This is a genomic window from Bradyrhizobium sp. UFLA05-125, assembly GCF_059803515.1.
Window position 1 is genome coordinate 94,681 of sequence record NZ_JBANBJ010000009.1, and the last position, 20,784, is coordinate 115,464.

Below are 20,784 nucleotides of genomic sequence, written 5' to 3' on the forward strand. Positions count from 1 at the left end.
TGTTGAACTATTCGCCGCCCTTGTTCCGTTGTCAATTAGTTCAAGAACTATTGAACACAGCGGCCACATGGTTATAATCCGGCCTATGAGCCGCACGCCCTTGCACCCCACCCGCGAGCAGATCGAGCTGCCAATGGTTCTGGATTGCCTCAGCGATCCGATCCGGCTGGCGATCGTCTACCAACTCGCCCAGCAGGAACGTGTCAGCAGCGAACTGCGCTGTGGCGACTTCAGCGGCCTCGGGGCTAAGTCGAACCTCGCCTATCACTTCGGCAAACTGCGCGAATGCGGGCTGATGCAGACCCGAGTGGTGGGGACCAGCCGATTCATGCGGCTGCGCCGCGAGGATTTGCAAGCGCGTTTCCCGGGCCTGCTCGATGCCGTGATCAGCTCGGCCGCCAAGGATGCCGATCGGCTTCAGCTGCTGTCAGCGTGTGAAGTCGTGGAAGCGGATTGAGCTTTTGGGCGGGCAGTCCGTCTTCGCTTCCGCGCTGCTCCAGCTACGCCACGCTTCGCCGCTGCGGGCCTTGCGTGGCTGCGCCACGCGTAGCCCCGCAGGGGCGAAGCGTGGAGACCCGGCCTGGATTTGAACCAGGATAAAGAGCGATGCACTGCCCTCGCGTTGACGCTTCCGCCACCGGGCCAACCGGATCATGACCGATCGCGGTCGGGCAGGCCACTTCCACTCCTCGTTAACCCTAACCGCGTGCAAAGGGCGGGCGCGCGATGAAGGTCATGCGCCAGCGGTTATGTCCGATATTGGTGTGCGCGCGCTGCACCGAAAACCCCGCCGCCGCGAGCTTGGCGGTGATCTCGTCCTCGCTGTAGCGCTGGAGTCCGATGCGCGAGCGCAGGTGGCGGTAGTCGGACAGCGCGGTCGAGACTAGTCCGACCAGCGCATCCTTTAGAAAGCCGTGACGTGCGCCAAAGCTGAGCAGCGCCATCACGTCCCTGAACATGCCGACCTCGGGCTGGAGGATGTCGCCGAGCACCAGCTTGCCTGAAGGTTTCAGGAGCCGGCGGATCACAGAGAGCGCGGAGTCCAGCTCCGCCGACGTCATATACTGAATGACCGAGTTCATCACCACGAGGTCGATGGATTGCTCGGCCATCTTGCGCACGTCTTCAAGCGAGCGGACACGGATCCTGGTGTTCGGCGCAAAGCGCGCGATCAGCCGGCCACGCACGCCCGGCGCGGGTTCCGCCAGGATCAGCTTCCCGCAGGCATTCGCCACCTCGCTCGCCGACAGCGCCTCGCCGCAGGCATAGTCCAGCACCGTCGCGTCGGGCGAGGAGATGTAGCCGATGATGTCCCGCGCGATGATCTGGAAGTGCAAATCGCGATGCAGCTTGCTGACATAGATCGTGTGCGTGGAGTCGTAATAGTCGATCCAATCGTCCATGGTCTTCGAGGGTCCCGGCAAAGCGGTTCCGGGTCAGGAACCGGTGCTGCTCGCCTGCGTTAGGGGTGCGACGGCACGCCGTCAATGTCCGCGTCCTAACAGGAAGGTCTCCCGTGAGCAAAAAGCCAGATAACCACAAGATCTCATCCGATCTCGACACCCCGACCGATTTGGCATCCGCCTCGGTCGACAAGGTTTCGGAAGCGCTCAACGTGTTGCTTGCCGATGCCTTTGCGCTGTACCTGAAGACCAAGAATTTCCACTGGCACATCAGCGGCCGGCACTTTCGCGACTACCACCTGCTGCTGGACGAGCAGTCGGAAGCGATCTTCGCCACCACCGACCAGCTCGCCGAGCGCGTCCGCAAGATCGGCGGCGCCACGCTGAAGTCGATCGGCCAGGTCGCCAAGCTCAAGACCATCAAGGACAATGACGAGGATTACGTCCCGCCACGCGAGATGTTGCGCGAATTGATGCAGGACAACAAGCACGTCGCAGCCGCCATGCGCAAAGCGCACGAGGTCTGCGACGAAGCCGGCGATGTCGCGAGCGCGAGCCTTTTGGAAACCTTCATCGACGAGACCGAGCGGCGGACCTGGTTCCTGTTCGAGGCATCGCGTCAGGAAGGCAGCAACGCGGCGTAAGGGCGCAACTGCTGCAGGTTGGTGTTAGCCCCGCGGCTGCGTAGAGCGCAGCTCGCCGGGCCTCCTGCGGCCTTCCGTTACTCGTAAGATGGCATCGCCAGCGTCGGTTGCCGCTCCGTGAGCGCGCGGGCAGCGGCCATGCCGACCATCATAGCGATCACGAACAGGACCGAAGCCAAAGTGCCGTAGCCGAGGGCCACAAAGGCAGGGCCCGGACAGAAGCCGGCGAGACCCCAGCCGACGCCGAAAATCGCCGGCCCGACAATGATGCGTGGATCGAGATCGTTCCTGGCCGGCAGATGGAAGGTGTCGCCGAGCAGCGGTCGTTGTCGCTTCAGTACCATTCGGAAGCCGATGAAAGCGGTGGCGACGGCACCCAGCATCACGAACATCAGGCTCGGGTCCCACGATCCCGTGCGAATGGCGGCGAGATCGAGGAAATTGAGAACCTTCGCGGGATTCGACATGCCGGAGATCAAGAGCCCGGCTCCGAATATCAGGCCGATGGCAAACTGTATCAGGACAGACATGGCAGGCCTCACACGAGATGCCGGACGACGAACGTCGTTACGAAGCCGGTGGTCATGAAGATCAGGGTGGCTACAATCGAGCGGATCGACAGGCGCGATATTCCGCAGACGCCGTGCCCGGAGGTGCAGCCGTTGCCCCACACCGAGCCGAAGCCGACCAGCACGCCGGCGACGGCCAGAAGCACGCCGCCGGTCTCGATCGCTTGCGGTGGAAACTCGCCGGTGACGAGGCGCGCAAGCGCGGGCGCAGCGATGAGCCCGGCGATGAAGGCGAAGCGGCCCGCGGTAGCGTTATCGCCGAAGGGCGGCAGCAGACGCGCGGCGATGCCGCTGACGCCGGCGATCCGGCCGCTGACAGCCATCAGCATCACCGCGGAAAGCCCGATCAGGACCCCGCCCGCAAGCGAGGCCAGCGGTGTGAACGTGGTCGGCATGAGGATGCTCCTCAGAGAAAAACATAGTTGCTCATTATATTCGAAACCTTCTCGACGGGGAGCGGTCGGTCGGCGATCTCGCGGGCCTTGTCGGGCTGTCCTCGGCCGCATGTCGCAGCATCTCGGCAAGATGCGCGCTCGACCTGGTGAAGTGCTGCAGACGCTCTATCGGCTGCATTGCGCCGGAGTATGCTGCCGAAATAGCGCTAGGGACCTCGCCACAGCCGCATCAACGGCCCCTGCTTGCCCATTACGGGATCGCTCGGTGGCAGTTTCACCGCCGGTATAGTCTTCAGCGCTTTGACGTGGTTCCCTGGCGTTGGGCGCGTGACTTCCATCTTCGATCCGGGCGGATAGGCGCCGATCACGCAGAAATCGTCGCTTGCGCTGATGCGCTGATGTCCGGTGCCAGCGGGGAGGATCGCGACGTCGCCCGCCTTGATGTCGAGCTCCTGACCGTGATCGCCACCGAAGCGCACGCGGGCGTGGCCGCGCGCGACGCCGAGCACCTCATGCACGGTCGAATGATAGTGGAGATAATCGTAGACGCCGTTGCGCCACGTGCCGCCCCAGCCGTTCTCGGCGAACAGGCCTTCGATGGTTTCCTCGGGACGTTTCGGATCGAGCTTGACGGTGCCCTGATAGACCAGGAACGGCATGATATTGTTCGGCACGACGCCATCGTCTTCGAAGACGATCGCAAGCGGCTCGGCATTGTCGTGGACGACGGCCATGGTGGGCTCCGGACGCAGACTAGCAGGGTTCAACGAAGGGCGTCAGTCAACGTTCCCTCGCCATCCCGGGGCGACGCGTCAGCGTCGAACCCGGAATCCATCGTCCCACGGAGCTCGTTGCGCAATAGATTCCGGGCTCGCGCTTCGCGCGCCCCGGAATGACGAATAAAAATGCCCGGGGCGAGGCCCGGGCATGACGAATTCGAAAAGTAGGATCGCGAAAGCTTACGCCCGCTTCCTCTCGCGCATCAGATCGGCAAAGCGCTGGAACAGATAGTGCGAGTCGCGCGGGCCGGGCGAAGCCTCGGGGTGATACTGCACCGAAAACACCGGCTTGCCGTCGAGCTGGATGCCGCAATTGGAGCCGTCGAACAGCGACACATGGGTCTGGGTTGCGCCCTTCGGCAGCGTCTTCTCGTCCACGGCAAAGCCGTGGTTCATCGAGGTGATCTCGACCTTGCCGGTGGTCTCGTCCTTCACGGGATGGTTGGCACCGTGATGGCCCTGATGCATCTTCCTGGTCTTGGCACCGACGGCGAGGCCGAGCATCTGGTGGCCGAGGCAGATGCCGAACGTCGGCGTGCCCGACTTGATCACTTCCTTGATCACCGGCACGGCATATTTGCCGGTCGCGGCCGGATCGCCCGGGCCGTTCGACAGGAACACGCCATCCGGCTTCATCGCCAAAATGTCCTCGGCCGATGTCGTCGCCGGCACCACCGTCACCTTGCAGCCGACGCCAGCGAGCAGGCGCAGGATGTTGCGCTTGATGCCGTAGTCGATGGCGACAACGTTGTACGCAGGATTGTCCAGGCGGCCGAAACCCTGATTCCATTCCCAGGGCGTCTCGTCCCAGGTGAAGCGCTGACCCGAGGTGACCATGGGCACGAGGTCCATGCCCTCGAGGCCGGGCCATTCGCGCGCCTCTTCCTTCAGGCCGTGCAGGTCGAACTCGCCGTTCTTCGCGTGAGCGATCACGGCGTTCGGCATGCCCTTGGTGCGGATCAGCGCGGTCAGCGCGCGCGTATCGATGCCGGACAGGCCGATGATGCCGCGTGCCTTCAGCCACTGGTCGAGATGGCGGGTGGCGCGGTAGTTCGAGGGATCGGTGATGGCGGTGCGCAGGATCACTCCGCGCGCGCCGGGCGTTGCGGCCATGTTCACCGTCTCGATGTCTTCCTCGTTGGTCCCGACATTGCCGATATGCGGGAAGGTGAAGGTGATGAGCTGCCCGGCATAGGACGGATCGGTCAGGATCTCCTCATAGCCGGTCATCGCGGTGTTGAAGCAGACCTCGCCGACGGCGTGGCCTTCCGCGCCGAGGCCAAAGCCTTCGAGCACCGTGCCATCGGCAAGCACCAAGAGCGCGGTCGGTTTATGGTCCGGCCAGGCGTGATCGTTTGCGGATTGTGTCATGAGCCCGCTACATAGTCCGGCGCGGCGCTGCCGTCAAAGCGGAGAAGTGCGGATTCACATGCGTTTTTGCATATTTGACAGACCTTCGAACGCACTTTGGCTGAAATTGGCAATTTTGGGCAATTTGGACGGCTGATGGGGAAATAATGGACCCGGACCGGCGCGGGTACGCTATGGCCTCCCGGCTGCGAACGGCCTAGATCAGGCACAATACATCGAAAGGATCAGGACCATGATGCGTGACGACATCAACGCTGCGGTGAAAGAGGCCATGAAGGCCAAGGACGAGCGCAAGCTCGGCACGCTGCGCATGGTCAATTCGACCATCAAGAACGCCGACATCGAGGCGCGTGGCAACGGCAAGCCGCCGCTTAGCGATGCCGAGCTGCTCGGCGTGCTCCAGAAGATGATCAAGCAGCGTCAGGAGGCGGTCGAACTTTACGAGAAGGGCGGCCGCGCCGAGCTCGCCGCCCAGGAGCGCGAGGAGATCGCCGTCATCTCGGCCTATCTGCCCAAGCAGATGTCGGATGATGACGTGAAGAAGGCGATTTCGGACGCGATCACTGAGACGGGCGCGGCGGGCATGAAGGACATGGGCAAGGTGATCGCCGCATTAAAGGCGAAGTACACCGGGCAGATGGATTTCGCGAAGGCCAGTGGTTTGGTGAAGGCTGCGTTGACAGGCTAATGCTTTCTTTCCCTCTCCCCTTGTTGTGGGAGAGGGTGGCTTCGCGAAGCGAAGCCGGGTGAGGGGTCTCTCTCGGCGCTTGAGCTTCTCGCATTTTTCTCTGCGGATAGAACCCCTCATCCGGCGCTTCGCGCCACCTTCTCCCACAAGGGGTACCTTTGATGTGGCGACCATTCGGTCTAGTCTCCTCGACAGACAGATCGGGAGGCAGCCGATGACCAGCGCGATCAAGCCGTTCCGCATCAATGTCAGCGACGACATCCTCACCGACCTCAAATCGCGCCTTGTGCGTACGCGCTGGCCGGAGGCGGAGCTGGTCGACGACTGGAGCCAGGGGGCGCCGCTGACATGGATCAAGGAGATCTGCGGCTATTGGGCCAACGAGTATGACTGGCGGGCGCGCGAGGCAAAGCTCAATCGCTTCGATCAGTTCACGACCGAGATCGACGGGCTCGATATCCACTTCATCCATGCGCGCTCGAAAGAGCCTGCCGCGCTGCCGCTGATCATCACCCATGGCTGGCCCGGATCGATCGTCGAATTTCAGAAGGTGATCGCGCCGCTAGTTGATCCCGCCGCGCACGGCGGCAATCCGGCTGATGCTTTCCACGTGGTGTGCCCGTCGCTGCCGGGCTTCGGCTTCTCCGCGAAACCAAAAGTGACCGGTTGGGGCGTCGACCGCATCGCCGCGACCTGGGCCAAGCTGATGGATCGCCTCGGCTACGTCAGCTACGGCGCGCAGGGCGGCGATTGGGGCTCGGCGGTGACGACCTCGCTCGGCGCGCAGGACTTCGAACATTGCGCCGGCATTCACATCACGCTGGCCTTCACTTCGGCACCAAAGGTCGAGGGCGAGCCGACGGCTGAGGACAAGCGGGCGCTCGCCGGGCTGAAGCACTATGTCGATCTCGACTCCGGTTATTCAAAGCAGCAATCGACGCGTCCGCAGACGCTCGGCTACGGCTTGACGGATTCGCCGAGCGGGCAGGCGGCCTGGATCCTGGAAAAGTTCTGGGCCTGGACCGATTGCAACGGCCACCCCGAAAACATCTTCACCCGGGACGAGCTGCTTGACAACGTCATGCTCTATTGGGCGACGGAGACGGCGACCTCCTCTGCGCGGCTCTATTGGGAGAGCTTTGGCAAGCGCCGCACGACGCCGGTCGTCAAGGTGCCGACCGGCGTTGCGGTGTTCCCCAAGGAGATCATCACGCCGGTGCGGCGCTGGATGGAGCCCAATTTTCATAACATCACGCATTGGAGCGAGATGGAGAAGGGCGGCCACTTCGCCGCCTTCGAGCAGCCGGAGCTGTTCGTGCGCGACGTGCGAAAGTTTTTTGCGACGGTGCGGGCGCGGGTATAAATTCTTTTCAATTCGACGCAGTCAGATGATGCCAAAGACGTCTCGTGCCGCGGGTCTTCACCGTGCCTCACTCGAGAAGCTGCACGATCTGGATGCGGCGCTGGAGCTCATGTATTACGGCTGGCGCGGAATGACGCTCCTGGCCGACGAGTATCTTGCGAAGCAGGGTCTGTCGCGTCCGCATCATCGTGTCCTGTATGTGGTGGCCCGCCGACCCGATATCGCAATCGGCTCGCTGATCGAGACACTCGGCATTTCCAAGCAGGCCTTGAATCGGCCGCTCAATCTGTTGCTGGAGCGCAAGCTTCTGACCTCGAAGCGGTCGCCCGAGCAGCATCGCTCCAAACTGCTGCGCCTGACGCAAGCGGGGCAACGCATCGAGGAGAAGGCATCGGACTACGAGCGCAAGGTCCTGCGCCAGGCGTTCGATCGCGTCGGCGCGCGCGGCGCGGCCACATGGATGGCCGTCATGGAAGCGATTGCCGACAACAATTAGCTCTGAGGTCAACAAAGTTGACATGAGAGGCTGGTTTTGTCACTCTTCTGGTGGCGAGCCAGGGGAGGGCCGCGCCATGAGCGGACAGAAAATGGATCGCGCAGCCGCAGGACGGTTTGTTGAAGCGTGGTGCGCGAGCTGGTGCAGGGTCGATATCGACGCGTCGTCGCGCACTTTGCCGAAGACGCAGAGATGCGCAGCCCTCTCGCACTGAAGCTGACCAATTCTGCCATCGTCGCGGGCGCGGAAAACATCCGGGACTATTGGCGGCAAGCCTATGGCAGCATCGAAAGTGCTGACCTGAAGATCCTGAATTGGAGCTGGGACGACGCGATCGCGCGCCTGACGGTGTGGTGGCAATTGGGCGACAAGCGCGCTAGCGAGTTCATGGACTTCGATGATGCCGGTCGTGTCGTGCGTAGCGAGGCCTTCTACGGAAAATAGCAATGCATCTTTCAGATTTCGTCCTGCTGCTCAACACGCTCTGGTTCGGCGGCGCCTTCATCCAGTTCAGCATCGCCCAGCGCAATACGCTGAAGATTCTCGTGCCGCGGGAAGAGCGCAGCAATCCGATTGCGCCGACCGTGTCGGCCAGCGTGGCGTTCCTTGGCGGGATCAATCTGCCGATTGGAATTCTTTCGCTCTATCTTCTCGCCGTTCGGCCACACTTCTTCCAGCCGATCGAAGCGCAGCTGGTTTTGTTCCTGTTCTTCGCCGCCTGCCACTTCAGCCAGTTCGCCTATAATCTTCCGGTCCTGATGCGCGGCGGACGCGTTGGGGTGGCTTACTGGCCCGTGTTGAAGGGACCGATGCTCAGGATCTTCGTCATCGACGCGGCGCTGTTCGTAGCCAATCTCGGTGTGGCGCTTCTGTTCGCGTCGCACTCCTGACGAGCGGGAGGGTGGTGCAGCATTGAAAGACCATCGCGGTATCAGCTGACCGCTCAACTCTCCCGTGCAAGCCCTGCGAGAGCGGACTATCATTGGCGCTGAGAGTACCGCGCGCGGTGAAGATCGCGCGAGAGGAATTCGCGGAGGAAGCCAATGTCCATCTCGGGCAAAGTCGATCCGGTGGTGCGCACTGTGGCCGCGACCGACATCGCGGAGGCGCTGGCCGAAGGCCTTCGGGATTTCCAGGCGCTGCCGCTGTACGGGCTTTGCTTCGGCGTGCTCTATGCCGCCGGCGGCATCGCCATCATGCTCTGCCTTACCGCCTTCGGCCTGATCTATCTCGTCTATCCTCTCGCGGCGGGCTTTGCGCTGATCGGGCCGTTCGTCGCCATCGGCCTCTACGAGGTCAGCCGGCGCCGCGAGCGAGGTGAGCCAGTTTCCTTCGGCGGGATCTGGTCGACGATACGGTCGCGCAGCGAGATCGGCTGGATGGCCTTCGTCACGCTGTTCGTGTTCGTGGTCTGGATGTATCAGGTGCGGCTGTTGATCGCGCTGCTGCTCGGCCTGCACGCCTCGTTCTCGAGCCTGCAGGAATTCATGACCGCGGTGCTCACCACCAATGAGGGCCTGTTGTTCCTGGCCATCGGCAATGCGGTCGGTGCTGCGTTGTCTCTGATCCTGTTCTCGCTGACGGTGGTGTCGTTCCCGCTGCTGCTCGATCGCGATGTCGATTTCGTTACCGCGATGGTGACGAGCGTGCGTGCCGTCGTCACCAGCCCGTTGTCGATGATCGGCTGGGCCGCGGTCATCGTGATGCTGCTGATCGTCTCGGCGCTGCCGTACTTTCTCGGGCTGATCGTGACGCTGCCGGTGCTCGGGCATGCGACGTGGCATCTCTATCGGCGGCTCGTGGTGCCCCTTCCCTAGTCGTCCTGGCGAAAGCCAGGACCCATTACCCAGAAAGCAGTCGTGGCGCGAGATCGCAACCACGAGTCTTCGCCAAACATCTCCCTGGGGTAATGGGTCCTGGATCAGCGCTCCGCTTTGCTTCGCTTGTCCAGGACGACGGCGGAGATTGCAGGCGCTATGGCGTCTTGATGCCCATCGCCTTGAGCGCGTCCAGCATGCGTTGCGGCGGGCCCATCTTGACTACCAGCGGCTTGCCGGTCTCGAGCATGCTCTTGAGGCTCGACAGGATCGCGGGCCAGCCCTGCCGTCCGCCGGCAAGAATGTCGTCGCTGAGCGGCCGGTCGTGGCCTTCGCTCATGGTGAGCCGGACCGCATCGCCAACCTTTTCAATCTCGTAGGTGACGAGCGTCGGCCCGAGCTTCTCGATCAACTCGGGCCAGTTGACGTTGAAGGTGACCGAGAGCTTTCGCGGCGGGTCGTAGGCGAGGACCTCGCCGCTGATATGCAACGCGCCGTCCGGCGTGTGCACGGTAAATACACCTCCGAGCCGCGGCTCGACCTCGACGGCATTGCCGAAGAAATACGTCCGGCTGAACTCGGCCGAGGTCAGCGCCTCCCACACCTTTTCCGGCGTGGAGGCGATGTAGATGGTGTAGACCGTGAGCGGCTTGAACTGCGCGAGATTCATCATTCAAATCCTTCGATGGCCAGCGCGGCCGGCGGGATCGTAGGCGCTTTGCCGGTTTCCAGCAGGCTCTTGAGCCCGGAGAGGATTGCCGGCCATCCCTTGGAGATGCCGTCGAGCAGCTTGCTGCCGTGGGCGAAGCCCTCGTGGGTCACCGTCAGCTTCACGAGATTACCCCACGGCTCGAGTGTAAAGATGACCTTGGTTGGCGGTTCATTCCGCATCGCCTCGTCGACTTCATGCTTGAACGTATAAGATAGTCGGCGCGGTGGATCGATTTCCAGGATCTCGCCGGTGTCGGTGGTCTTGCCGCTCATGACGAGTGCGAGGGACGAGCCCACCTTCCAGTCGGATCTGACCTCGGTGTCGAACCAGTATTGCCGGGTGAACTCGCTGTCGGTCAGCGCGTTCCAGAGTTTTTCCGGTGTGGTCTCGATATAGGTGACATAGACGAATTCGGGCCGAGACATCACGCCGCGTCCTTCTTTGAAAGCGGCACGATGTCGATGGTGCGGCCGGTCTCGAGCAGGCTCTTCAGGTTCGACAGCACCATCGGCCAGCCGCCCGAAATGTCGCGCAGGGTCTTGCCGTCCTCGCCGAACTCGTCATGCGTGACCGTCAGCTTGACGACCTTGCCGCGCGGTTCGAGATCGAAGGTGACGCGTGAGATCCCTTCGCCCGCGGCTTCGGGCTTGCGATTGTACCAGCTATAGGCAAGCCGCCGCGTCGGCTCGAAGGTGATGACCTCGCCCTCTACTGTCGGATTGCCATTGTTGGTGAAACGATAGGGCGCGCCCTGCGTCCAGTCGGAGGCGATGCGATGGCCGAACCAGTAGCGTTCGGTGAAATCGCCGTCAGTCAGCGCCTGCCACAGCGCCTCGGGCGAGGTCTCGATATAGGTCACGTAGACATAGCTCGGCTTACTCATCGCGCTTCTCCATTTGACGTTTCAACTCGCTGAGCGCGGCGAGTTTCCCGCGCTCGAACTTCCTGATCCAGCGTTCGCCGATCTGATGGATCGGCACGGGGTTGAGGTAGTGCAGCTTCTCGCGGCCATGCCTGAAGGTGGTGACCAGGTTGGCCTCTTCGAGAATGGCAAGGTGCTTGGTGACGGCCTGGCGCGTCATCTCCAGGCCCTCGCAGAGCTCGTTCAGCGTCTGGCCGTTTTTGGCGTGAAGCCTGTCCAAGAGCGACCGTCTCGAGGCGTCGGCCAGCGCTTTGAAGACCTCATCCATGCAGATGATAATAGGCAACCAAATGGTTGCATGTCAAGCATGTCCGTTATTCCGGGGCATCGCGCAGCGATGAACCCGGAATCTCGAGATTCCGCATCACCGCTGCGCGGTTTCCGGAATGACTGCCTTGATCTCGAGATCATGTTTTCGGCGCGGTCCCTGTGTTAGCGTATCTCAGCCAACGGAGATTGGTTCCGGGAGGAAACATGTTTCGTCGCGTCCAACTTGCTTGCTGCCTGGTCTATCTTGCATGCGGCGCCAGCGTCCACGCCCAGAAGCAGCAGGTGATCGGCGCGCCGCCCGAAGCCTCCAACATGAAGCTGGTCGGATATAGCGACCTTCAGGCACGCAGCGCCTATCAGCCGACCATTCATCATCAGGGCGATCGCTGGATCGCCTATATCGGCCATCATGGCGGCACCGACGACGTGCCCAGTCCCGTCAATCCCTTGACGGGGCAAGCCGAGCCGAACGGCACCTCGATCGTCGACGTCACGGACGCCGCGCATCCCAAATATCTGCGCCACCTGCCGGGGCAGGAGGGCAAGTATGAATCCGGCGGCGCGCAGATGGTGCGGGTCTGCGATGGCAAATCGCTGCCGAAGGGCGATGCCAACGCCGTCTACATGCTGCGCACCTTCGGCAGCGAGGCGCATGAGATCTGGAACGTCGCCGATCCCGGCAATCCCGTGCTCATCAGCCGCATTGGCGGTTTGAAGGACACGCACAAGAGCTGGTGGGAATGCGACACCGGCATCGCCTATCTCGTCTCGGGCGCGCCGGACTGGCGCACGCGCCGTATGACGCAGGTCTATGATCTCGGCGATCCCGCGCATCCGCAGAAAATCAGGGATTTCGGCCTGCCCGGTCAGGAGCCCGGTGCGACCGGCGCGGTGCCGACCGAATTGCACGGGCCGATTTCGACGGGGCCGACGGGCAACCGCGTCTATTTCGGCTACGGCACCAACAAGGGCGGCATCTTGCAGATCGTCGATCGAGAGAAGCTCTTGAACGGCGGCAAGGAGCCGACGCCGGAGAACCTGCGTTATCCCGAGATCGCGCGCCTGCCGATGTCCGCCTTCAACGGCGCGCATACGACGTTTCCGATGCTCGACATGCCCGTCGCCGAGTTCGCCGAAGACAGGGACGGCAAGACCCGCGACATCGTGATGATCGTCGACGAGGCGATTTTGAACGAATGCGGCGAAGCGCGGCAGATGGTGTGGTTCGCCGACGTCACCACCGAGACGCGGCCGATGATGATCTCGAGCTATACGGTGCCCGAGGCGAGCGGGCAGTTCTGTCAGCGCGGCGGCCGGTTCGGCTCGCATTCGTCGAATGAGAGCATGGCGCCGGTCTATTACAAGAAGATGGCCTTCATCGCCTTCTTCAATGCCGGCGTACGTGCGCTCGATATCCGCGATCCCTATCACCCCAAGGAGGTCGGCTACTTCATCCCGGCGATCACGGCGGCGACTGACAAGCGCTGCATCCCCGTCGAAGGTGGCGAGCGCTGCAAGGTCGCGATCCAGACCAACAATGTCGAGACCGATGACCGCGGCTATATCTATATCGTCGATCGCGCCAATACCGGGATGCACATTCTGGAGCTGACTGGACCTGCGCGCGCCGTCGCCGGCCTGCCGAAGAACTGATGATGCGGCGCGCGGCGACCCTATTGGCCTCCGCAATCGCGCTCGGCGCGTCCGGTGTCGGCGCGTATCAACTCGCGCCGGTGCCGGCGGAGACGTCTTCACATTGGCGCGAGATCGCCTGGCCGTTTCCGCGCGACGGCTGGCCGGCCGGCCGTGCCTTCCGCTGCGAAGGTGGCTGCGCGGGTGCCGAGCTCTACGTCCGCGCCAAGCTCGGCTTCTGCAATTGCGACCGCGGCGTTGCCGATGACGACGAGGTCGATCGCGTCACCGATCTCGATTTGATCAGCCCGCGTTTCGCGGCGGCCGCTCCGGGCGATCGGTTGCGCGTCGGCGAGCTGCATGGTCGCGCTAGACGCTACGATCTCGACATGTCCGACGGCACGCGCCACGCGGCCACCGGTATCGCCCTGTCGCGTCGCTGCGATCTCCTGGTTGCAGTTGTGCAAAGTGCGGGTAAGGCGCGCGCGATGCAGCACGCCGCGATTGAGTTCCTGGAAACGCAGGAGATGAAAACATGGATGGTCGCTGCGCTGGATGGACGGTAAGGCACGTACGATCGCGCCGCCCACACCGCCGTCATCACCCGCGAAAGCGGGTGATCCAGTATTCCAGAGACGTTTGTGGGATACGGAGAGGCCGCGGCGTACTGGATACGCCGCTTTCGCGGGGTATGACGACGGTGTCCGTGGCCCGTGCGTGCGATACACGTCGAGCTTTCGCCCCTGCGCCAAACATGCATTAATGAGCCGCAACTCCCTCAGCGAGTCTCCCCATGATGTCCTTGCAAGCCTATCTCGCTTTCGTCGCCGCCTGCATCGCGCTGGCGCTGTTGCCGGGTCCGATCGTCACGCTCGTCATCGCCAATGGCCTCAGGCATGGAACCCGGGCGGCGCTGACCAACGTCGCGGGCGCACAGGCTGGCCTTGCGATCGTGATCGGCGTCGTCGCGATCGGACTGACCTCGCTGATGGCGACCATGGGCTACTGGTTCGACTGGGTGCGCTTTGCCGGGGCCGCCTATCTGATCTGGCTCGGCATCAAGCTGATCTGGTCGCCGGTCGAGGGCGTCAAGGTCGATGAACCGCCGGCGCCGCCACGCGGCGGCTTCTTCCTGCAAGGCTTTCTGGTGCTGCTGTCGAACCCGAAGGTGCTGGTGTTCTTCGGCGCCTTCATCCCGCAGTTCATGGACATGAACCGCGACCACTTCCCGCAGGTCGCGCTGCTGGGCGCCACCTTCATGGTGACGGCCGCGATGACGGACGCGCTCTACGCAACCGCCGCAGGCCGCGCCCGAAAATTCTTCTCGGCACGCCGGACGCGGATGATGTCGCGCGTCTCCGGCGGCTTCATGATCGGCGGCGGTATCTGGCTGGCGCTGACCCGGGCCAAATAGCCCCTCGCGGCGTGTCGCGTTGCGACATGATCTGATGGGTTGAAGAGATGAGCCGCGGCTTGCGCCCAGCCGCGGCTACACCAACCCCTCCGCCCTCAGCTCTTTTTCGATCTCCGCAAAAATCCTCGCCAGCCGTTCCGCCCATTGCTGCTGGCCGGATTGGTCGGTGATCAGATCCTGGCGGATCTCGATGCCGGTGTTGAAGAGGCCGCGCGCCTCGCCGTGGACGGGGATGGTGTAGTCGGTGAGGTCGCTCACCGCATAGGGCTCGTTGTCGCCGACCACGAGATCGCTTTCGCCGCGCAGATGTTTCAGCAAGAGGTGCGGCAGCACGGTGTCGCGGTGATAGAGCGTGCCGATGTGCCAGGGCCGCGCGACGCCGGCATAGACCGGCGTGAAGCTGTGCAGCGCGACCAGCACGGTCGGGCGCCTGGCATGAACGCGCGCGTCGATCACCGCATTGATGCGGCCGTGATAGGGATCGAAAATCTCGCGGCGCCGCGCGTCGCGTTCGTCGGCGGAAATCCCCTCATTGCGCGGGATCACCGTGGCCTCCGAGATCACGGGGATGGAGCTTGCGACGCCCGGCGGGCGGTTGCAGTCGATCACGAGCCGCGAGTAGCGCTGCACGATCAGATGCGCATCCAGCATCCCAGCCAGCCGCTCCGCGACGCCGGCAATCCCGATGTCCCAGGCGATGTGCCGTGTCAGCTCGGTTTCGGCGACGCCGAGATCGCCGAGCGCGTGAGGCAGCGTCCGCCCGTAATGATCGCAGGTGAGCAGGAAGGGGGCACCTCCTGCCGCATTCGTCTCATGCACCGGCGGAATGTCGCCTTCGCCGAGAAGTTGATTCGTCGTGCCGGCCGCCTCTAAAACCATCCTGATTGCCTATGGAAAATGCACTCTGCTCTTAAAATTGGGCAGCCAACGCTATAGATTAGCCGGTCCAAAATCACCATGATTGCCTGACGATGCCGCTGCTCACGATTCATCACAAGACCGAATATCGCTACAATCGCCCGGTGGCGTTCGGCGAGCATCGCATCATGCTGCGTCCGCGCGACAGCCACGATCTGCGCGTGCTCGCCAGCCGGCTTCATATTTCGCCCCAGCCGATGTCGCTGCACTGGATCCATGACGTGTTCGGCAATTCGGTTGCGATCGCGAATTTCGACGAGCGCGCGGACGTCCTGACGTTCGATTGGCACGTCACCGTCGAGCACAATCCGGTCGAGGAGTACGCGCTGACGCCGGACGATCCGGCCTATTTCTACCCCTTCGTCTATGACGACGAGGAATTTCCGGATCTCGTGCACTACATCACGCCGCAATATGCCGATCCCGACGGCGAGCTGTCGGAATGGGCGCGCAGTTTCCTCGACGAGGAGGCGCCGACGCCGACGTTCAAGATCCTGAGCGGCATGACGCACGGCATCCGCAAGGCCTTCAGATATCGCAAGCGTCACGAGCAGGGCACGCAGCATCCGCTCGACACGCTGCAAAGGGGCACCGGTACCTGCCGCGACTATGCGCTGATCATGATCGAGGCGCTGCGCCGGCTCGGCATCGCCGCGCGATTCGTCTCCGGCTACATCTTCGTGCCGGAGGATCTCGAGACGCGCCATGTCGGCGGCGGCTCGACCCACGCCTGGGTGCAGGTGTATCTGCCGAGCGCGGGTTGGATCGAGTTCGATCCGACCAACGGCATCGTCGGCACGCGCGACCTGATCCGCGTCGCAGTGGCCCGCGATCCCCGCCAGGCGATCCCGCTGCATGGGGTCTATCTCGGCTCGGCCGAGGCGTTCGAGGCCATGGAGGTGAACATCAAGGTGGTCTCGGACGACCAAGAGAGCGACGAAGAGCTGGAGGCAGAGGTATTGTAGATGGACATCAACGTCGGCTTCGAGATTGCTTACGCTGCGCCACAGCCGACGCCGATGGTAATCATGCTCAACATCCACCCCTCGCGCCAGGCCGACATCGTTGGCAAGGAGATGGTGATCGCCGAGCCGGACGTGCCGATCCGCTTCTATCACGACAGCTTTGGCAATATCTGCGGCCGCCTCGTCGCGCCAGCGGGCGGCGTCACGCTGAAGGGCAGCGCGCTGGTGCGCGACTCCGGCCTGCCGGACGAGGTGATGCCGACCGCGCAGCAATTGCCGATCGAGCAGTTGCCAAACGAGCTTCTGCTTTATCTGATGCCGAGCCGCTATTGCGAGACCGACAAGCTTACCGACATCGCCTGGCCGCTGTTCGCCAAGACCGAACCTGGCTGGAAGCGCGTCTGCGCGATCACCGAGTTCGTGCACAAACACGTCACCTTCGGCTACGAGCACGCCCATCACATGAAGTCCGCGCACGACGTCTATGAAAGCCGTTCCGGCGTCTGCCGTGACTTCGCGCATCTCGCGGTCGCCTTCTGCCGCTGCATGGGTATTCCGGCGCGCTACTGCACCGGCTACATGGGCGACATCGGCATTCCGCCCGAACCGTTCCCGATGGATTTTTCCGGTTGGTTTCAGGTCTACCTCTCCGGCAAGTGGCTCACCTTCGATGCCCGCCACAATGTTCCGCGCATCGGCCGTATCCTGATGGCCACAGGCCGCGACGCCGCTGACGTCGCGCTGTCGACGAGCTTCGGGCGAATGGAGTTGAAGAAGTTCGAGGTCGTCAGCGATGAAGTGGTGAAGGCGGCTTGAAAATGCCTCCGCAATTCGTCATTCCGGGGCGATGCGCAGCATCGAACCCGGAATCTCGAGGTTCCGGGTCTGGTGCTGACGCACCATCCCGGAACGACGAACAACCCCCATGACCACCGATCGTCTCTTCGTCTACGGCACCTTGATGCGCGGCTTTGACCATCCGATGGCGCGGCTGCTCGCGGCGCATGCGGATTTCCTTGGGGAAGCGGCCTGCCGCGGCCGGCTCGTTCTTGTGAAGCATTATCCGGGGCTCCTGCTCTCGGAGGCAGCGTCCGACCTCGCGCATGGCGAACTCTTCCGCCTGCGCGCGCCCGACGAACTCCTGCGTGAGCTCGACATGTACGAGGCCTGCGGCGAGGGCTTTCCCGAGCCGACCGAATATCTGCGCGCGCTGATCGACGTCACGCTTGCGGATGGCGCGACCGAGAAGGCCTGGACCTACGTCTACAACTGGCCGGTCACAGACCTGCCGCAGATCGCGTCCGGCAGATTTCTGGAGCGCTAGGCCGCAAGCACTTCGCGCACCACGCGCACGTCGACCTCGCGTTCGACGTAGGACCACTCCTCGGTCGTGCGCAGCATCGCGACCAGCTCCTCGAACAGCGAGGCGTGCGCCGGCGCATATTCGAACCAGGTCAGGAAGTCGAAGGGCTCGCCGAGATCGCGGCAGTGGTAGAGCTGCCGCGCAATCGCCGGCAAGAAGCGCAGGCTGCTGGCGATATGGTGCGACTTGTCCTCGAAGATCCTGCGCCGCTCTTCGGCCGTGAGGTCCCACCAGGCGGTCGATTTGCGGATCGGGATCAGCGCCGCGCTGGTCGCCTCGCTGCGGCCGAGACCGGCCTGCGCCGCGACGAGCTGCTCTTTCTCGGCGCGCTCGGTGTAGCGGAGATAGCTTGCGACGCCGACCAGCCGCCACGAATTGCGCGACGGCACAAGTGGCAGTGCAGCCGCCTCGCTGTCGACCACCGACAGCGCCGGCATGAACGGCAGGGGATCACCCTTCACGGGTGAGATCGAGGTGACGCGCCAACCCCCGCTGTGGCCGCCTCGAAACGTCGTGAACATGGGGGGCATGGAAGCGCGGAACCCCGCAGGGTTCAAGCGCGACGTGATGGAAGAGCCCCTGTGAATAACCGGGAGAAACCCTACGACCGGCGTATTTCCGTGAGCCAGCCCTATATGCCTAGCCGACTGGCACAAGGCCCCGACTCACGCCTAGAATCACCTTATGCGCTTCACGCCCCAATTCCTCGACGAGCTGCGTGCCCGGCTTTCGGTCTCCGAAGTCGTGGGCAAGCGCGTGAAGCTGAAGAAGGCGGGGCGGGAGTGGAAGGGGCTCTCGCCGTTCCAGCAGGAGAAGACGCCGTCCTTCTACGTCAACGACCAGAAGGGCTTTTACCACGACTTCTCCTCCGGCAAGCATGGCGACATCATCGACTTCGTGATGGAGACCGACGGTCTGCCGTTTGCCGAGGCCGTCGAGCGGCTCGCCAACATGGCGGGCCTGCCGCTGCCGGCGGCAACCCCGGATGCGGCGCGTCACGAGCAGCGTCGGCGCACGCTGCATGACGTGATGGTGCTCGCCGCAAAGTTCTTTGCCGAGACGCTGGCCTCGCGCCTGGGCGCCAAGGCGCGGGGCTATCTCGCTGATCGCGCCATCTCGCCTGCGACGCAGTTGCAGTTCCGCCTCGGCTATGCGCCGCCGCCACCCGAGCGCTTCGCGCTGAAAGAGCATCTCGGCAAGCAGGGCGTCTCGGTCGAAGACATGATCGAGACCGGCCTGTTGGTCGCGGGCAACGACATTCCCGTGCCCTACGACCGCTTCCGCGACCGCGTGATGTTTCCGATCACGGACTTGCGTGGCCGCGTCATAGCGTTCGGCGGGCGGGCACTCGAGAAGGACGTTCCGGCAAAATACCTGAACTCGCCCGAGACACCGCTCTTCCACAAGGGTGACAATCTCTACAACCACGCCACCGCGCGGAAAGCAGCGCATGACGGCGCGGCGCTGATCGTGGTCGAAGGCTATGTCGACGTCATCGCCATGGTCACCGCGGGCTTTGCCGGCGCGGTGGCGCCGCTCGGCACCGCGCTGACCGAAAGCCAGCTCGCGCTGCTCTGGAAGATGGCGGACGAGCCGATCCTCTGCTTCGACGGCGACAAGGCTGGGCAGAAGGCGGCTTATCGTGCTGCGGACCTTGCCTTGCCGTTCCTGGCGCCCGGAAAGAGCCTGCGTTTCGCGCTGCTGCCGGAGGGGCAGGATCCCGACGATCTCGTGCGCTCCGGCGGCCGCGGCGCGGTCGAGGAAGTCATCGCGGCGGCGCGGCCGCTTGCGGACGTGATCTGGTCGCGCGAGCTCGAAGGCGGCAGCTTTGTCACGCCCGAGCGCCGCGCCGCGCTGGAAGCACGCATCAACGAACTCAGCAACGGCATCCGCGACGAGGTCGTGCGCCGCTACTACCGCCAGGATCTCGCCGAGCGCCTGCAGCGCACCTTTGCGCCTGAAGGGGGCGGCCGCGGCAGCTTCGCCGGCCGTGGCAATTTCCGCTCGCAACCCGGTCGCTCCTTCCAGCCCCGCGGCGGGGGCGGCGCGAATCGATTCGCCAGCCAGGGGCGTCGCGGCGGCCCGATTCCCACCTCGCTCCCCTCCGGCCCGTACCAGGCGGCGAGCCCGCAACTCGCGGCAAGCCCGATCATGCGAGGACAGCGCAGCGCCATCTCCCGCCGGGAAGCGCTGATCCTGCAAAGCCTTATCAACCACCCCTGGCTCCTGCACGACCATCTGGAGGAGGTGGCGGCGCTGGAGCTCGCTCACCCGGAGGCCCACAAGCTCCGTGCCGGTATTATCGCCGCCTTCGCCAATGACCATCATCACAGCCCGGACCCCTCCGAGCAGGCCGAGAAGATGCGCGCCGACCTCGATCGAGGCGGATTTTCTCTTCTACTTCAAAGGGTTGAACGCGCCATCACGACCCAGGCCGTGTTCGGGGCGCGCGAGGGCGCAGCGCGCGATGACGTTCTTGCGACCTGGAATCAGCTCGTCGCCTTGCATCGGCAGTGGCATTCACTACTTAGGGAGCTGAAAGACGCCGAGCTGGCCTTGGGGGAAGACCCCAGCGAGGCCAATTTGGCGTGGCTGCGTGACGTCAAGGCTCGGATGGCCGAGGTCGACGGTACCGAGGCCCTGATTGAGGGTTTTGGCGAGCTGTCGGGCCGGTTTCAGAAGAGCGTGTGATGAAAGAATCATGCGGACGGCCGGGGCCGGAACCGCAAAAAGACTCGCCAAATCCATGGTTTGGCGGCAAAAACAGGGTTAATCGAGGCTTAACTGTCTTGTAGCACTTTGGCCAACAGGCGGCCGCAGGCATAACAGACGCGTCAGGAATAAATCCGCGCATTCGCTGTTTGGCACTCTACCTGCATTCGCCGGCGACAAAGGTGCTCACGAAGCGTTAGGCAAATCCGGCGAGAGAAGTTCCGGGGTGGCGAGAGAGGTTTGCGCCGCCCTTTCCGTGTCGAGAGCTGACGAAGCGAGAGCGTCGAAACAGGTTCAGTGAATTCAGGCAGGCGCCGTGCGAGCCGCCTGTATGAAGCGCGTTTAGGAGCA

26 protein-coding genes and 1 tRNA gene are annotated in these 20,784 nt (G+C 63.4%); 15 read left to right on the forward strand and 12 right to left on the reverse strand.

Annotated elements, in window-relative coordinates; genetic code table 11:
* The first annotated feature begins 85 nt into the window (after positions 1-85).
* Entirely contained in the window at positions 86-457 is a 372-nt protein-coding gene (locus SO156_RS12030) for an ArsR/SmtB family transcription factor (protein WP_498534917.1), read from the forward strand.
* A gap of 111 nt (positions 458-568) precedes the next feature.
* Here the strand turns inward: SO156_RS12030 and SO156_RS12035 are convergent.
* Together SO156_RS12035 and SO156_RS12040 are read right to left on the reverse strand one after the other, a co-directional pair.
* Positions 569-644: transfer RNA gene (locus SO156_RS12035), tRNA-Ala, on the reverse strand.
* A gap of 54 nt (positions 645-698) precedes the next feature.
* Positions 699-1,403, reverse strand: coding sequence for a class I SAM-dependent methyltransferase (locus SO156_RS12040; RefSeq protein WP_458146535.1), 705 nt, complete (start codon positions 1,401-1,403; stop codon positions 699-701).
* Positions 1,404-1,516: 113 nt separating this feature from the next.
* Between SO156_RS12040 and SO156_RS12045 the strand changes: the two genes are divergently transcribed.
* Entirely contained in the window at positions 1,517-2,047 is a 531-nt protein-coding gene (locus SO156_RS12045; protein WP_458146534.1) for a Dps family protein, read from the forward strand.
* Positions 2,048-2,124: 77 nt separating this feature from the next.
* Here the strand turns inward: SO156_RS12045 and SO156_RS12050 are convergent, their stop codons facing one another.
* The 4 genes from SO156_RS12050 to carA form a co-directional block, all read right to left on the reverse strand.
* A complete protein-coding gene (locus SO156_RS12050; RefSeq protein ID WP_498534918.1) occupies positions 2,125-2,577 on the reverse strand; it encodes a DUF6691 family protein in 453 nt (150 codons plus the stop codon).
* 8 nt (positions 2,578-2,585) lie between these two features.
* The gene (locus SO156_RS12055; protein ID WP_458146532.1) at positions 2,586-3,011 is read right to left on the reverse strand and encodes a YeeE/YedE family protein; all 426 of its coding nucleotides are present in this window, start codon (positions 3,009-3,011) and stop codon (positions 2,586-2,588) included.
* Between the two features lie 206 nt (positions 3,012-3,217).
* Entirely contained in the window at positions 3,218-3,745 is a 528-nt protein-coding gene (locus SO156_RS12060) for a hypothetical protein (protein ID WP_458146531.1), read from the reverse strand.
* A 225-nt stretch (positions 3,746-3,970) separates the two neighbouring features.
* Entirely contained in the window at positions 3,971-5,161 is a 1,191-nt protein-coding gene (carA, locus tag SO156_RS12065) for a glutamine-hydrolyzing carbamoyl-phosphate synthase small subunit (RefSeq protein WP_458146530.1), read from the reverse strand.
* A gap of 232 nt (positions 5,162-5,393) precedes the next feature.
* On the opposite strand from carA, the gene SO156_RS12070 reads away from it, so the two are divergent.
* The 6 genes from SO156_RS12070 (at position 5,394) to SO156_RS12095 (ending at position 9,525) form a co-directional block, all read left to right on the forward strand.
* Complete coding sequence (locus tag SO156_RS12070) at positions 5,394-5,849, forward strand: GatB/YqeY domain-containing protein (protein ID WP_498534919.1); 456 nt, start codon at positions 5,394-5,396, stop codon at positions 5,847-5,849.
* Positions 5,850-6,063: 214 nt separating this feature from the next.
* The gene (locus SO156_RS12075; protein WP_498534920.1) at positions 6,064-7,212 is read left to right on the forward strand and encodes an epoxide hydrolase family protein; all 1,149 of its coding nucleotides are present in this window, start codon (positions 6,064-6,066) and stop codon (positions 7,210-7,212) included.
* Positions 7,213-7,240: 28 nt separating this feature from the next.
* Positions 7,241-7,708, forward strand: coding sequence for a MarR family winged helix-turn-helix transcriptional regulator (locus tag SO156_RS12080; RefSeq protein WP_458146527.1), 468 nt, complete (start codon positions 7,241-7,243; stop codon positions 7,706-7,708).
* 126 nt (positions 7,709-7,834) lie between these two features.
* Entirely contained in the window at positions 7,835-8,152 is a 318-nt protein-coding gene (locus SO156_RS12085) for a nuclear transport factor 2 family protein (RefSeq protein WP_498534921.1), read from the forward strand.
* A 2-nt stretch (positions 8,153-8,154) separates the two neighbouring features.
* Positions 8,155-8,598 carry a hypothetical protein gene (locus SO156_RS12090; RefSeq protein ID WP_498534922.1) on the forward strand — a complete coding sequence of 148 codons (444 nt, stop codon included), beginning with the start codon at positions 8,155-8,157 and terminating at the stop codon, positions 8,596-8,598.
* 153 nt (positions 8,599-8,751) lie between these two features.
* Positions 8,752-9,525 carry a DUF2189 domain-containing protein gene (locus SO156_RS12095; RefSeq protein ID WP_498534923.1) on the forward strand — a complete coding sequence of 258 codons (774 nt, stop codon included), beginning with the start codon at positions 8,752-8,754 and terminating at the stop codon, positions 9,523-9,525.
* A gap of 157 nt (positions 9,526-9,682) precedes the next feature.
* Here SO156_RS12095 and SO156_RS12100 read toward each other — a convergent pair whose 3' ends face one another.
* From SO156_RS12100 to SO156_RS12115, 4 genes are read right to left on the reverse strand one after another with little or no spacing between them, the layout of a single operon-like run.
* Complete coding sequence (locus SO156_RS12100) at positions 9,683-10,195, reverse strand: SRPBCC family protein (RefSeq protein ID WP_498534974.1); 513 nt, start codon at positions 10,193-10,195, stop codon at positions 9,683-9,685.
* Complete coding sequence (locus SO156_RS12105; RefSeq protein WP_498534924.1) at positions 10,195-10,662, reverse strand: SRPBCC family protein; 468 nt, start codon at positions 10,660-10,662, stop codon at positions 10,195-10,197. The genes SO156_RS12100 and SO156_RS12105 overlap by 1 nt, the downstream gene beginning before the upstream one ends.
* Positions 10,662-11,120 carry an SRPBCC family protein gene (locus SO156_RS12110; RefSeq protein ID WP_498534925.1) on the reverse strand — a complete coding sequence of 153 codons (459 nt, stop codon included), beginning with the start codon at positions 11,118-11,120 and terminating at the stop codon, positions 10,662-10,664. The genes SO156_RS12105 and SO156_RS12110 overlap by 1 nt, the downstream gene beginning before the upstream one ends.
* Positions 11,113-11,427, reverse strand: coding sequence for an ArsR/SmtB family transcription factor (locus SO156_RS12115; protein WP_498534926.1), 315 nt, complete (start codon positions 11,425-11,427; stop codon positions 11,113-11,115). The genes SO156_RS12110 and SO156_RS12115 overlap by 8 nt, the downstream gene beginning before the upstream one ends.
* 206 nt (positions 11,428-11,633) lie before the next feature.
* On the opposite strand from SO156_RS12115, the gene SO156_RS12120 reads away from it, so the two are divergent.
* The 3 genes from SO156_RS12120 to SO156_RS12130 all read left to right on the forward strand — a co-directional run bounded on the left by SO156_RS12120 (position 11,634) and on the right by SO156_RS12130 (position 14,475).
* Positions 11,634-13,082, forward strand: a complete 1,449-nt coding sequence (locus tag SO156_RS12120; RefSeq protein WP_498534927.1) for an LVIVD repeat-containing protein — start codon at positions 11,634-11,636, stop codon at positions 13,080-13,082.
* A complete protein-coding gene (locus SO156_RS12125) occupies positions 13,082-13,627 on the forward strand; it encodes a hypothetical protein (RefSeq protein ID WP_498534928.1) in 546 nt (181 codons plus the stop codon). Before SO156_RS12120 ends, SO156_RS12125 begins: the two co-directional genes overlap by 1 nt.
* Before the next feature lie 227 nt (positions 13,628-13,854).
* Positions 13,855-14,475 (forward strand): LysE family translocator, encoded by a 621-nt coding sequence (locus SO156_RS12130; RefSeq protein WP_254099320.1) that lies wholly within the window; start codon positions 13,855-13,857, stop codon positions 14,473-14,475.
* A gap of 75 nt (positions 14,476-14,550) precedes the next feature.
* Here the strand turns inward: SO156_RS12130 and SO156_RS12135 are convergent, their stop codons facing one another.
* Positions 14,551-15,354, reverse strand: coding sequence for an N-formylglutamate amidohydrolase (locus SO156_RS12135; protein WP_498534929.1), 804 nt, complete (start codon positions 15,352-15,354; stop codon positions 14,551-14,553).
* Between the two features lie 92 nt (positions 15,355-15,446).
* Here SO156_RS12135 and SO156_RS12140 point away from each other — a divergent pair, with 92 nt between their 5' ends.
* The 3 genes from SO156_RS12140 (at position 15,447) to SO156_RS12150 (ending at position 17,682) form a co-directional block, all read left to right on the forward strand.
* A complete protein-coding gene (locus SO156_RS12140; RefSeq protein ID WP_458146517.1) occupies positions 15,447-16,358 on the forward strand; it encodes a transglutaminase family protein in 912 nt (303 codons plus the stop codon).
* A complete protein-coding gene (locus SO156_RS12145) occupies positions 16,359-17,174 on the forward strand; it encodes a transglutaminase-like domain-containing protein (RefSeq protein WP_498534930.1) in 816 nt (271 codons plus the stop codon).
* 109 nt (positions 17,175-17,283) lie between these two features.
* The gene (locus tag SO156_RS12150) at positions 17,284-17,682 is read left to right on the forward strand and encodes a gamma-glutamylcyclotransferase family protein (protein WP_498534931.1); all 399 of its coding nucleotides are present in this window, start codon (positions 17,284-17,286) and stop codon (positions 17,680-17,682) included.
* Here SO156_RS12150 and SO156_RS12155 read toward each other — a convergent pair.
* On the reverse strand, positions 17,679-18,242 hold the full coding sequence (locus SO156_RS12155; protein WP_458146583.1) for a chlorite dismutase family protein: 564 nt from the start codon (positions 18,240-18,242) through the stop codon (positions 17,679-17,681). The genes SO156_RS12150 and SO156_RS12155 overlap by 4 nt on opposite strands.
* Positions 18,243-18,405: 163 nt before the next feature.
* Between SO156_RS12155 and dnaG the strand changes: the two genes are divergently transcribed.
* Complete coding sequence (gene dnaG, locus SO156_RS12160) at positions 18,406-20,412, forward strand: DNA primase (RefSeq protein WP_498534932.1); 2,007 nt, start codon at positions 18,406-18,408, stop codon at positions 20,410-20,412.
* The last annotated feature ends 372 nt before the right edge of the window (positions 20,413-20,784 follow it).